Annotated in this window: 14 protein-coding genes; 8 read left to right on the top strand and 6 right to left on the bottom strand. The window is 39.2% G+C overall.

The annotated features are described in order from the left end of the window. The first annotated feature begins 1 nt into the window (after window position 1). Both DBR40_RS14980 and DBR40_RS14975 read left to right on the top strand, forming a co-directional pair. Window positions 2-220 carry a hypothetical protein gene (locus DBR40_RS14980; protein ID WP_124560565.1) on the top strand — a complete coding sequence of 73 codons (219 nt, stop codon included), beginning with the start codon at window positions 2-4 and terminating at the stop codon, window positions 218-220. 294 nt (window positions 221-514) lie between these two features. Then, the gene (locus DBR40_RS14975; RefSeq protein WP_233603901.1) at window positions 515-1,411 is read left to right on the top strand and encodes a DUF4349 domain-containing protein; all 897 of its coding nucleotides are present in this window, start codon (window positions 515-517) and stop codon (window positions 1,409-1,411) included. A 106-nt stretch (window positions 1,412-1,517) separates the two neighbouring features. Here DBR40_RS14975 and ruvC read toward each other — a convergent pair whose 3' ends face one another. Next, window positions 1,518-2,114, bottom strand: coding sequence for a crossover junction endodeoxyribonuclease RuvC (gene ruvC / locus DBR40_RS14970; RefSeq protein WP_124560564.1), 597 nt, complete (start codon window positions 2,112-2,114; stop codon window positions 1,518-1,520). 41 nt (window positions 2,115-2,155) lie between these two features. Between ruvC and DBR40_RS14965 the strand changes: the two genes are divergently transcribed. The 3 genes from DBR40_RS14965 to DBR40_RS14955 are packed head-to-tail and all read left to right on the top strand — an operon-like array spanning window position 2,156 to window position 5,389. Continuing rightward, window positions 2,156-3,133: a lysylphosphatidylglycerol synthase domain-containing protein gene (locus DBR40_RS14965; protein WP_124560563.1), complete on the top strand. Its 978-nt coding sequence runs from the start codon at window positions 2,156-2,158 to the stop codon at window positions 3,131-3,133. Continuing rightward, window positions 3,111-4,247 (top strand): glycosyltransferase family 2 protein, encoded by a 1,137-nt coding sequence (locus DBR40_RS14960; RefSeq protein WP_124560562.1) that lies wholly within the window; start codon window positions 3,111-3,113, stop codon window positions 4,245-4,247. Before DBR40_RS14965 ends, DBR40_RS14960 begins: the two co-directional genes overlap by 23 nt. After that, window positions 4,247-5,389 (top strand): ABC transporter permease, encoded by a 1,143-nt coding sequence (locus DBR40_RS14955; RefSeq protein WP_124560561.1) that lies wholly within the window; start codon window positions 4,247-4,249, stop codon window positions 5,387-5,389. The genes DBR40_RS14960 and DBR40_RS14955 overlap by 1 nt, the downstream gene beginning before the upstream one ends. A 121-nt stretch (window positions 5,390-5,510) precedes the next feature. Here the strand turns inward: DBR40_RS14955 and DBR40_RS14950 are convergent, their stop codons facing one another. The 5 genes from DBR40_RS14950 to pgi form a co-directional block, all read right to left on the bottom strand. Continuing rightward, entirely contained in the window at window positions 5,511-5,963 is a 453-nt protein-coding gene (locus DBR40_RS14950) for a ubiquinol-cytochrome c reductase iron-sulfur subunit (protein WP_124560560.1), read from the bottom strand. A 54-nt stretch (window positions 5,964-6,017) separates the two neighbouring features. Next, the gene (locus tag DBR40_RS14945) at window positions 6,018-6,968 is read right to left on the bottom strand and encodes a DUF5777 family beta-barrel protein (protein WP_124560559.1); all 951 of its coding nucleotides are present in this window, start codon (window positions 6,966-6,968) and stop codon (window positions 6,018-6,020) included. A gap of 3 nt (window positions 6,969-6,971) precedes the next feature. After that, on the bottom strand, window positions 6,972-7,514 hold the full coding sequence (locus DBR40_RS14940; RefSeq protein ID WP_124560558.1) for a YceI family protein: 543 nt from the start codon (window positions 7,512-7,514) through the stop codon (window positions 6,972-6,974). A 12-nt stretch (window positions 7,515-7,526) separates the two neighbouring features. Further along, entirely contained in the window at window positions 7,527-7,883 is a 357-nt protein-coding gene (locus DBR40_RS14935; protein ID WP_124560557.1) for a hypothetical protein, read from the bottom strand. A 255-nt stretch (window positions 7,884-8,138) separates the two neighbouring features. After that, on the bottom strand, window positions 8,139-9,785 hold the full coding sequence (gene pgi, locus DBR40_RS14930; RefSeq protein ID WP_124560556.1) for a glucose-6-phosphate isomerase: 1,647 nt from the start codon (window positions 9,783-9,785) through the stop codon (window positions 8,139-8,141). Window positions 9,786-9,946: 161 nt separating this feature from the next. Here pgi and DBR40_RS14925 point away from each other — a divergent pair, with 161 nt between their 5' ends. From DBR40_RS14925 to DBR40_RS14915, 3 genes are all read left to right on the top strand, one after another. Then, on the top strand, window positions 9,947-10,465 hold the full coding sequence (locus DBR40_RS14925) for a hypothetical protein (protein ID WP_124560555.1): 519 nt from the start codon (window positions 9,947-9,949) through the stop codon (window positions 10,463-10,465). 75 nt (window positions 10,466-10,540) lie between these two features. After that, complete coding sequence (locus DBR40_RS14920; protein WP_124560554.1) at window positions 10,541-11,143, top strand: DUF5034 domain-containing protein; 603 nt, start codon at window positions 10,541-10,543, stop codon at window positions 11,141-11,143. Window positions 11,144-11,263: 120 nt separating this feature from the next. Then, complete coding sequence (locus tag DBR40_RS14915) at window positions 11,264-12,568, top strand: amidohydrolase (RefSeq protein ID WP_124560553.1); 1,305 nt, start codon at window positions 11,264-11,266, stop codon at window positions 12,566-12,568. The last annotated feature ends 266 nt before the right edge of the window (window positions 12,569-12,834 follow it).

Genomic DNA, 12,834 nt, shown 5'->3' with positions numbered 1-12,834 from the left:
TATGGAGAACAACGAATTAAAGCACAATACAGAAAGTATGCAAACGGCTAACCAGCCAGGAATTTATAAATTAATGATTTTTGGTGTACTGGTTTGCATGGTGGGTACTTATGCGCGTTTCGCTTACGATTCATGGCAAGTATCATTGGCTTCTTGGATCGTTTTGTTTATCGGTGCAATTATCGCCATTAAAGGTGTATTCAAAATTTTAGATGCATAACATATTTTCTCTCTAAATAATAAAGCCTGTCTTGTTCATTCATGACAGGCTTTTTTGCTTTTATCCTTTTCAGAAAAAATATTTTTAAATTAAATCAGGCCTCAAAGTAGCAAATAGGTTAATTTTTGGCGTTAGCGAGAAACTCCGGGAACCCAACTCCCAATTATTCTGGGTTACCTTAAAGCAATTTTGGTATAAAGGGAAAACGCGGTATAAAAATAAAAGATGCCGCAACTTCACTGGCCAGAGAAGATAATTTCACACAAATGATTAACCCATTAGAACCACTAAATCATGAAAAGGATTATTATTGCTATGGCCGTAGCTGCATGTTTGTTCGGCTGCCAGAGTGCTGAAAAAAAATATGGATCAGTAGCCTCGACTGAGGAAATTAGTAGCGGAGAAAGTGCAGATAGCACCAGTACAGTTGCTCCCAAAATCATTAAAACTGCCGATATGCGGTTCCGCGTTAAAGATGTGCAGAATACCAAAGAAAAACTGAGTCAAACCGTCAAAGCACAGGGAGGCACTGTAGCGGAGTTCTCTATTCAGAGCGTTATCCAGGAAAGCCAGAAGGTTAAACAATCGATCGATTCGCTTAAAGAAATTACTTCATACCGTACCGAGGGTTACCTCGTAGCCAAAGTGCCATCAGAAAGGCTCGACGATTTTACCAATGCCATTGCTAAAATGGCGGTATTTGTCGATAACCAATCGATGAAAATGGACGACCAGAGTATTGCTTACCTGGCCAATAAACTCAAAGCCAACAACAGGGTAGAAGCTGTTGAGCGCATTAATAAAATGGCGACTAAAAAGAGCCCGAATGTAGAAACGTCGCTTTTTATCAAAGATGATTATGTTGACCGGAAAATTGAAAATCTGCTGATTGATAACCGCGTAAAATACAGTACCATTACACTCAATTTTTATCAGGATAATACGGTTAAAACCATGATTGTAGCAAATGATAATGTGTACGACTATAAACCGGGTTTCGCAGATCGTTTTTGGCTAGGCCTGGTAAACGGTTGGACTATTTTTAAAGAAATTATCCTTGCCCTTTCTAATTTATGGATGTTAATACTGGTTGGTGTTGCTGTATTTTTTGTAGCTAGGTACCTGATTAAAAAAAATAAGCTTGCAACTGATTTAGCTACTAAGAACCTGATAGATCGGGCCAGACAATAACTGTTATTTATAAGTCGTTCTCTAATGGTTCGTGTACTGCACGAACCATTTTAATTTATCTTTGGCGTAGGTGCCTAATTGTTTGTGTCTGCACAGACTATTTAAACTAACCTTTAAGCTTGCCTGTAGCCTTTTTTATTCCTGTAACCTTGGTTTTGTTGTCACTTACAAAAGATTCCCAGCCTGAGTAAGTTTTAGATTTGCCACCAGTGGTAATTTTTTGAAATGAATGGCAAACGGCGACGGCTAAACCATCTGTCGCATCTAAAAATTCGGGCGTTTCTTTAAAATTTAATAACCTTTGTAGCATGGCGGCAACCTGCTCTTTGGTAGCGTTTCCGCTGCCTGTAATCGATTGTTTGATCTTTCTGGGCGAATATTCTGTTACCGATATATTTCTGGATAAGGCAGCAGCAATAGCAGTTCCCTGTGCACGGCCCAATTTTAGCAATACCTGGATATTCTTGCCATAAAAAGGCGCCTCAATTGCAAGTACATCTGGTTTATACTGATCAATTAAAACAACGGTTTTTTCGAAAATGCGTTGAAGTTTAAGAAAAGGATCGTCGAGATGGGTCATTTTTACCACCCCCAAACTAATCAGCTCTGTTTTATTTCCCTTTTCTAAAATAACACCATAGCCCATCACCGCAGTGCCCGGGTCGATGCCCATAATAATCCGTTCCTTTTTTTCGTTCAACATTACAGCAATATTAAGCATATTTGCAATCTAAAAAGACAAGTTTGACAGGCAAGCACAAAAAAATATTATCACTGCTTATTAAAGCGGCCATTGTGCTGTTTGCCTTTTGGTTTATTTACCACAAGCTTGTTGCCAATAAAAACCTGAGCGATTTCGGTACCCTGCTAAAAGATATCGATCAGCTCGAGATTACTGCAGTAATTGGACTGGTAGTGCTCCTGATGTTTGTAAACTGGCTGCTGGAGGCGGCAAAGTGGAAATACTTAATGAGCCACATCGAAGCCATAAGTTTTTACCGCGCCATTGAATCTGTTTTTTGTGGTTTAACAATGGCTATTTTTACCCCAAACCGTTTGGGTGAATATGGAGGCAGGGTGTTCTTCCTTTCACCTAAAAGGCGGATTGTAGGCGTGGTAGCCATGAGCGTTGGCAGCATAGGGCAGCTGGTACTAACCAATGTTTTTGGGGCAATTGCTGCCTGTTTTTTCATCTACCGCTTTATTCCGATCGATCGTATACTGTTTATTGCTGTGGTTTTTCTTGCCGTATTCTTCTGTCTGTTTTTTATTGTTTTCTATTTCAATATCAAATGGTTAAATGGTATCCTGCTATCCTTTAAGTTTACCCGCAAATACAAAAAGTTTTACAGTATTTTAGGCCGGTACCGCAGAAAAGAACTGTTACGTATTATTGGTTATTGCATGGCCCGGTATCTGGTTTTCAGTTCGCAATATTTTATTTTGTTTATCTGGTTAATACCCGGTTTGCATTATGCCGATATTGTAATGATGACTTGCTTGTTGTTCCTGGTCCAATCGGCTTTACCTTCGTTAGATTTGTTCGATGTAGGCGTCAGAAGTGTTACCGCTGTCGAATTGTTTAAGCATGTAAGCGATCAGCATGTTGCTGTTATTGCATGTACAGCAAGTATCTGGCTCATAAATATTATAATTCCTGCTATATTAGGTGCTTATTTCGTTTTTAAACTCAACTTTTTTGGAAATCTTAAATCTAATTAGTCTATTATCCGCTGCATTAACGCTCATTTATGCTTTTCTGGTGCTTAGTTTTATCAGGGGGTGGCATAATTTAACTTATTTTATTCCCGAAAAGTCGGATCCACAAACCAAGGTTTCGATTATTGTAGCTGCTCGTGATGAGGAAGCTAATATTAATAAAACGATCGATGATTTGATTGCCCAGACATATCCAAAGGTGTTAACCGAAATTATCATCATCGACGATCATTCTACCGACCGTACTACAGAAATTGTACTGAGTTATGCCGGCAAAAATGTAAGGCTGATTAAACTTAACGAGGATAGGGCCTTAAATTCATATAAAAAGAAAGCCATACAAACGGCAATAGGTACCTGTGCCGGCGATTTAATTGTAACTACCGATGCCGATTGTAGAATAGGCGAAAACTGGCTGGCAACGATTGTACAATTGTTTGAGCAGAAAAAGTATAAAATGATTTCCTCTCCGGTGGCCTATTTCCAGGAAAAGAGCTTTTTTGAAAGGTTGCAATCACTTGAGTTTTTATATCTGATTGGTTTGGGGGCATCAACCATTGGTAATAAACAACCTTCTACCTGTAATGGTGCAAACCTGGCTTACGAGAAAACAACTTTTTATGAGGTTGGCGGTTTTCAGGGGATTGATGATTTGGCTTCGGGCGACGATGAATTGTTGTTGCACAAAATTGCCGCAAAATATCCCGATCGCATTGGTTTCCTTAAAAACAGGGATGCTATCGTATACACGCACGCCAAAGAAAATTTAAGCACTTTTATTCAACAGCGCCGACGTTGGGCTTCAAAAAGTACGCGGTATAAAAATAAAGGAATTATTGTGCTGGGCGTACTTATCTGGATTTTCAACCTCAGCATACTTTCAAACTTTATTACCGGATTGTTTATCCCTGGTTTTTTAACCATCACATTTTATCAATTGTTGGTTAAAATGGTTTTGGAAAGCTTATTTTTATGGGATGTAACAGGCTTTGCAAAAAGGCGGAGTTTGCTCATTTTAATTCCGGTGTTAAATGTGTTACACATTTTATATATGGTGTACATAGGCATTGCCGGAAACAGCGGAAAATATAATTGGAAAGGCAGAATGGTTAGATAATGGATAACAGCCCGTCAAAAAAAGTATGGTTAAAGTTTAAGCGGAATAAGTTTGCCTTTGCCGGACTGATTTTCATCTTACTGCTGATGGTGATGGGCATTTCGGGCTATTTGATTATGCCCGATGATTCTCCGGATGCGAACGTACAAACCTTACAGTTAAATAAAAAACAACCCGGAAGCTCCTTTACTTTTCTCATTACAGGTAGAAATCCAAAGGTAGAAAAGGTTAGTTTTTTCGAAAGAATGCTGTTTGGCCAAACACCAACTTTTAAAAGTATTCCAATTACGGGGTATAAAATAGCTGGGCAAACCGTTTTTGTTGAGGAGTATATCGGCGATGATGAAAAAGCAAAGGTAACCCAATACGCGCTGAGTGATTTATGCCCAGATTGTATTTTACCATCTAAAGTGGGTACACCACTATCTCTATTCGAAAAAAATAATATTTACAAGAAGACTTATATTTTAGGAACGGATATTTATGGCCGCGATTTACTAAGCCGGGTAATTTTAGGTATTCGCGTTTCGCTATCAGTGGGCTTAATGGCAGTACTCATCTCACTTTTTATTGGTGTGAGTTTGGGCGCTATAGCGGGCTATTTTGGCGGGCGCATTGATGCATCCATTAGTTGGTTTATGAATGTGGTGTGGTCTTTACCTTCACTTTTGCTGGTTATTGCTATATCTTTTGCTCTGGGGAAAGGTTTCTGGCAAATTTTTATCGCCGTTGGTTTATCCACTTGGGTAGATGTTGCCCGATTAGTACGCGGGCAGGTTATGGCGCTAAAAGAAGTTGAGTTTGTAGAGGCTGCAAGGGCGTTGGGTTTTAGTACCAGCAAAATCATTATCAAACATATATTACCCAATATAGCCGGTCCTATTTTGGTCGTCGCTTCATCTAATTTCGCCTCGGCAATATTACTAGAAACCGGTTTAAGCTTTTTGGGTTTTGGAGCGCAACCCCCCATGCCAAGCTGGGGTAGTATGATTAAAGAGCACTATGGTTATATTATTATGGATGCAGCGTACCTGGCCATTTTGCCGGGGTTAGCCATTATGTTTACGGTTTATGCCTTTAATGTGCTGGCTATAGGCCTGCGCGATGCTTTTGATGTTAAAGGTCAGAATGTATCTGTTTAACCCTAAAATATATAAGAAAAAGCTATGTTGAGCCTGTCGAAAGATTAGCTTAATGGTATATTAAAGCGTTTCGATTGGCTCAACATGACAAACTTATATCTCCGGTTACACTAACAATCCTTTAAGCTGTTGCGCTAAGCGTATTGCCCGAAACCGTTAATGCATAAACTTTTAATGCACTTGTAGTACCACCATCGTTGGGTTGGGCTAAAATGCTTCCCGTTGTGGTGTATCTCGAACTATGCAAAGCGCATTGTATATAATTGCTGGCCTGAATAAAGCTCAATGCACCGCCCTGGTGTGGGCAGGCCGCTTGCGTAGCCACAAATGAAGTAGATGCATTTCCGCTTGCTGTTCTGATAAACAGGATGCCGCTTACCACAAGTGATGCGCCTACGGTGAGCAACTGTGTAGTTAGGTCAACACTGGCTGTTGTCCCGGGAGGAACCCCGCCACCATTTGGTTTGCTGGGTTCGGGCGAATCGCTCTTTTTACCACAGGCAGAAAAGCAGGCTCCGGTGCATACCATAGCAACACCCAAGCCTAAAGATTTGATAAATTCGTTACGTTCCATAATTTTTTCAGTTAGTTTATTTTAGATTAACAATGTTTATCAGTGGTATTGAAATTACTGAGCTTTCTCTTTTTTCTTATCGAATGAGAACCTGCGTGCAATACTAAAGCCCCATCGATATTGGCCTTTGGTCCATGAAGTATTGGTGTCGCTTATAAACTGCGATTCCTGTATGGCCGTTGCATTGGTGAAATTGAGGTGGAAAATATGCCCGCCGGTTTCGAATTCTAAACCTGCACCCAGTGTATTGTAATATTTGTTGCCCCATAGATTTTCGAGGTAAGCCTTTTTGGTATCATCTCTAAACGGTAAGGTATAATCGGCTACAAATGCCATGCGTTTGGTGATTTTAATACGACCACCTACCGAGATGGCTAATAGATCGTTCTGATCTCCAAAAACGGTAAAATTCCGGTGTATATATGACGGCATGATTAACATCGAAAAACTGGGACTGAACTTACGCGCAATTACACCTTGCACTACGTAGACAAGCCGGTCTTGAAAGTCGCTGAACGCAATAGCCGAAGTAGGATCGGTACTGGCTTTTACTGCCGATACAGTGGTACTACCAAAAAGCGTAATGCTTACCGGTATTTTTTCATCGTTGGTTTGTCTTAGCAATCTGTATTTAAGATTGCCCTCATATAACTGAGTAGCCGGACCGGCACCTTTTGCCCTAGCAATGCCAACAGAAAGGTCGTCGCTGATTCCATATTCAAAACCAATGCGGATATCGGTAGATTGATCCAATCCAAAGAAATTTTTAATGCCTCCGCTTTGACCTGCAATATCACCAAAGCGGTGATCTACCCTAAAATCGAGCTCGTTTTTAAATATGGTTTCGTTGGTTTGGATGTTAATCAACTTAGGCGATTTAAAAGTTGCGCTCACCCTGGTTTTTGTTGCTGGCATTTGCAATGCTTTTTCTAACGAATCTTGTGCAAAGACTGTTGAAGATAGGCCCAGGCCCATGATTAATAGTGTGCTGTAAATTTTCATCATGACTTAATTTTTTGTAGGATAAACGGCATTGATTTTGACATCAACTACTTCTGCAATTTTTGCAATTACAATTGTTGGTATTTTGATTTTGTGATCTTCGAGTTTAACCTTAAAAGCTGCATTTGCGGTAACAGCATCGGAGGTAACCGTAATTTTAGCCTGGGTTTGGTAGGTTTTGGTTACACCATGTATCTGTAAATTACCTTTTACCACTACATTGTATGTTCCTAGTTTAGAAAAGTCAACAGGGTCAATTATTTTTCCTTTAAATTCGGAAGTCGGGTAGGTATCACTCTCCATGTAATTCTCGTTAAAATGTTCCTGCATCAGTTTCTTTTTAAACTGGAAACTGTTGTTATTAATTTTAAAGATTATTTCACCGGTTTTAATATTGATGCCCGAAACCGCTGTTTTGCTAATCGCATCAATATCTTCCATTGGTGCTTTAGAGAAGAATGAAATGATTGCATCTTTGCTGATAAGCATTTGTGCATGTACGGCTGCAAAAGCAGAAACCAGAATAAGCGTGATCAGTAGTTTTTTCATGGCTTTTAATATTTAGTTTGCTGGCATTCCTCTATCGTACCAGGCGGTTAATAATTGCTTTTCTCTTGCTGTTAAGCTGCCGCCCACTGGCATGGTCATGGTTACAAGAGTGTTCGTTTTTACCCGGGGGTCAGCAATAACAGATTGAATTCCACTAAAGGCCCAGGATCCCCGTTGGACGCCGCCGGGGCCATGGCAGTTATTGCATTTTGTCGTTAAAAGAGCTCCTACGTAATTGTTATAGCTTACATTGTCGGTAGTTACGCCGTTTGGATTACTTTCAGTAAGCTCATCGGCTTGTTTCTTGGAGCAGGCAAAAAGCGTTAAATAGAACGCAGTAATGCATAAGTAAAGGGTTATTTTTCTCATAGTAATGATTTAGCAAGTAATCAATCTGTTTTCTTCGTCATGCCTCAATCAATTGGTTATTGATTAAAGCTGCTATAAGCGGAAGCTTCAATTACCGGATAAAGGGTTAATGGCACGTTTTGTTAATTAAGTTTCTTAATTGCATTACGGCGAGGATTTTGGAAAGGTTGCCCTAAACCCATATTTTTTGCAAAAAAAAAGTCCCCGATCGCTTTTATACGTCGGGGACTTCATCAAGAATGTTTTTTGTTTAGCCTATCTCCAGGTTTTATACTGGTTAATCAATCCGTTGGTAGAACTGTCATGGCTCGAAACTTTTTCATTTCCGTTTAGTTCAGGAAGGATTTTCTTGGCCAGTTGTTTACCCAGCTCAACTCCCCACTGATCGAAACTAAAGATGTTCCAGATAATGCCTTGTACAAATATTTTATGTTCGTAAATGGCAACTAAGCTACCTAAAGTATAAGGAGTTACTTTTTTTAATAAAATAGAGTTGGTTGGACGGTTACCTTCGAAAACTTTAAAAGGAGCAATTTTTTGGATCTCCGCTTCCGATTTACCTTCTTTTTTAAGCTCTGCAATAACTTCTTCTTCGGTTTTACCATTCATTAAAGCTTCTGTTTGTGCAAAAAAGTTAGATAAAAGGATCGGGTGATGATCACCAAGCGGATTTAAACTCTGTGCTGGTGCAATAAAATCGGCAGGGATAATCCGGGTGCCCTGGTGTATTAACTGGTAAAAAGCATGCTGACCGTTTGTACCTGGTTCGCCCCAGATAATTGGCCCGGTTTCATAATCCACTTCATTACCGTTTCTATCTACATGTTTACCGTTACTTTCCATATCGCCTTGCTGAAAGTAAGCTGCAAAACGGTGCATATATTGGTCGTAAGGTAAAATAACCTGTGTTTCGGCATTGTAAAAATTAATGTACCAAACGCCTAGTAATCCTAATATTACAGGCAAATTGCTTTCAAATTCGGCGTTTTTGAAATGATTATCGGCTGCATGTGCACCAGCAAGCAATTGTTTAAAATTATCGAAACCGATGCTCAATGAGATAGATAAACCAATGGCACTCCATAAAGAATAACGGCCGCCTACCCAATCCCAAAACTCGAACATGTTTGCGGTATCGATACCAAAAGCAGCTACATCTTTTGCATTGGTTGATAATGCTGCAAAGTGTTTGGCAATATCGCCTTCTTTAGCACCTTTTTCTAAAAACCAGGTACGTGCAGAATGTGCATTGGTCATGGTTTCTTGTGTGGTAAATGTTTTAGAAGCTACCAGGAATAAAGTAGTTTCGGCATTTAAACCAGCTAAAGTTTCGGCAATGTGTGTACCATCAATATTAGAAACAAAGTGAATATTTAGATGGTTTTTATAATGTTTTAAAGCTTCGGTAACCATTACAGGACCCAAATCTGAACCACCAATACCAATGTTTACAATATCGGTAATGGCTTTGCCGGTATAACCTTTCCATTCGCCGCTAATGATGCTGTTGCTAAATTTTTCCATTTTAGCCAGTACTGCATTAACATCGGGCATTACGTCTTTACCATCAACCAAAATTGGAGTGTTGCTCAGGTTACGTAAAGCAATGTGAAGTACCGAACGGTCTTCTGTTTCATTGATTTTATCGCCATTGTACATCGATTTAATGGCTTCATCGAGTTTACATTCGCGTGCTAATTGGATTAATAGTGCTAATGTTTTGTCGCTAATGCGGTTTTTACTGTAATCGAGTAAAATATCCTCAAAAAAAACAGAAAATTTATTGAAACGATCTGCATCTTCAGCAAAAAGATCTTTAATGCTTTTCTGATTAATATCTATAAAATGATCGGCTAAGTATTTGTAGGCCTCAGTTTCTGTGAAATTTACTTTAGGTAACATAATCTTGGGTTTTTTGTAAAAGTAATAAAGCAAAAATTTAAAATCGTCTTTTTAATGTTCAAAAATCATTAAGAATTTTAAATCTCAAATAAAGCGTGTAACTTTAATATCAACGTCCCTGTTAACTAACTATCTATTGTTTTACCATTAACTCTACCATTATGTTAGAAAATTTAAATGAAATGGTACGTGAAAACGTACAGGAAAGCGTTGTAAACAATGCCGCTATTCCGAATGAAAAAAATGAAGCGGTTATTCAGGCTGCTTCGGGTTCTATTTTTGATACTTTGAAAGATCAGCTATCATCAGGCAATATTGGTGCGATTACCGATATTTTTAACGGAAATAAGGCCGAAGGAACTCAGGTAGCCGAACAGGCCTCAGGTAGTTTTATAGATAAATTAAGCGGATTGGGCATTAACGCCGATACTGCAAAATCTTTAGCTGCGAGTATTATCCCTGGCCTGATTGCTAAGTTTACCCAAAAAACAAACGATCCAAACGATAGTTCATTTAACCTTAAAGATGTTTTGGGCAGTTTAGGAGGCGATGATGGCAAATTTGATGTGAGTGATGTGATTGGCATGTTTGGCGGTGGGCAGGCTCAGCAGCCCGGACAAGCCAATTCTGCTGATGGTGGCGGTGGTATTATGGATAAGCTAAAAGGCATGTTTAACTAAATTATAGAAAGTTTAAGGGCCATCCGAAGGGATGGCTTTTTTTATTAAATTTGAAATTGAAAATTTACGTTTCTCATGATTAAGAAGATATTTTTCGTTTTTGGATTAGCCTTAATAGCTCAACTTATTGTTGCATGTGTAAATTGCAATTGTCCGCCAACCAGAACAGTTTATTTTACCAATAAAGGGCTTTCACTAAAAAATATGGATTTGTCTTTGCCACAGCCCATGATTACCAGTGCAGGGACAATTTCCGGTGCTAATTATGGTATTCAGGTTTTGTTGCAAACAGCGTTGTTAACAATGAGCAAGCAGCACACAACCTGGGGATTAATGCAATCTGCCTACGCTTGCAGTTGCAATGAAGATGACTTTATAAGTAAGGAGGACATTTTATCACTAAAAATAGTTTCAAATAACGATTTCGACGCCAGTCATCCAAAAAATACCGATCTTAGTTTGTATTTCAAAGCAAGAAAAGGCGCTACTATAATTCCAATTGCTGATTATATTAAAATTTCCAATGATCTAAATTATGACACCATGTATGCTTTTTATGAGGGTATTTTTTTACAGGTAACACCAAATCTTAATAAGAAACATAAATTTAAACTTACAATTACCTTATCGGACGGTAGAATTTTGGAAGCGGAAACACCTGAAGTTGAATTGATTTAATGTTTTTCGTTAAATCATTTGATGGGGAATAGTTTGCCTTCAGTTTCGTTTTAAACGGCTCTTTTGAGGGCGATTACCTTCTTTAACTTATTGATCTTTATACTTAAACAAACTCCTTACATGAAAAAGATATACCTGATTGTTTTTTCACTAATTTCTATCCCTTCTTTTGCGCAGAAACCAGAAATAAGATCAACAGTTGCTAAAAAAGCTGATGGGCTTGAGCAGAAAGTGATAAACTGGCGACGTGATTTTCATGAACACCCTGAACTGGGCAATATGGAAGTACGAACAGCAGGTATTATTGCTAAACATCTGGAGTCTTTAGGCATTAAAGTAACAACTGGCATAGCCAAAACCGGTGTGGTGGGTATTTTGAAAGGCGGAAAACCAGGCCCGGTTGTAGCACTAAGGGCCGATATGGATGGGCTGCCTGTTACCGAACGGGTGGATGTACCTTTTGCATCAAAAGTGAAAACACAATATAACGGACAAGAGGTAGGCGTAATGCATGCCTGTGGGCACGACAGTCACATGGCTATTTTAATGGGTGTTGCCGAGGTTTTAGCTGGTATGCAAAAAGATATTCAGGGAACAGTGAAATTTATATTTCAGCCCGCAGAAGAGGGCGTACCCGAGGGAGATGAAGGAGGGGCAGCTCTAATGATTAAAGAAGGAGTTTTAGAAAGTCCAAAGGTGGATGTAATATTTGGTTTGCACATCAATTCGCAGACTGAAGTGGGTGATGTAACTTACCGCCCAGGTGGAACCATGGCCGCTGTAAACGATATGAAAATTACAGTTACGGGTAGGCAGGCGCATGGTGCATACCCATGGAGCAGTATCGACCCCGTGGTAATTTCGGCACAGATTATCAACAATCTGCAAACCATTGTAAGCCGCAATTTAAATGTTACCGAAAACCCAGGTGTAGTTACCATAGGTGCTATTAATGGCGGCTTACGCTCGAATATTATACCCGAAAAGGTAGAAATGCTGGGTACAGTGCGTAATTTCAGCAAAGAGGATGAAGCAATGTTTATTGAGCGGATTAAAACCATTGCTACTAAAACAGCTGAGGCTGGTGGGGCAACTGCTGTAGTAAAGATTCCTTATAGTAACCATTATCCGGTTACTTTTAATAACATCGCACTTACCGAAAAAATGCTACCAAGTATGCAGTTAACCGCAGGTAAAGAGCATGTAAAGTTGAAGCCACCTGTTACAGGTGCCGAAGATTTTTCTTTCTTTCAAGAAAAAGTACCGGGCTTGTTTGTGTTTTTAGGAGGTATGCCTAAAGGGAAAGATCCCTTAAAGGCGCCATCGCACCATACCCCTGATTTTTATCTCGATGAAAGTGGTTTTGTTTTAGGGGTAAAGTTGCTGGCTAACCTTACGCTTGATTATATGGGAATGAAGAAGTAGGAGGTTCATTAGTAACTGCAAACTGCATAGGGGTTAATCGGTTAATTGTTTAAACTGGTTAACTTGTTTCAAATGTTAAACACTTAACGTGATCGTCCTTTCGAGCGGAGTGCAACGCAATCGAGAAATCTGATTATAGAGAATCTCTAGCCATAACCTATCATTGGCAATTGCAAACTACTTTATCATTGTTTCATTATTAAATTGTCCAATTGTTACTTGCATATACCTAACAATTCAACAATGAAGCCATATAGCAATCTTTT

Source organism: Pedobacter sp. KBW01, from assembly GCF_003852395.1.
Taxonomy (GTDB): domain Bacteria; phylum Bacteroidota; class Bacteroidia; order Sphingobacteriales; family Sphingobacteriaceae; genus Pedobacter.
The sequence above is the reverse complement of the archived record's forward strand: the minus strand, read 5'-3'. Positions and strand labels throughout refer to the sequence as shown.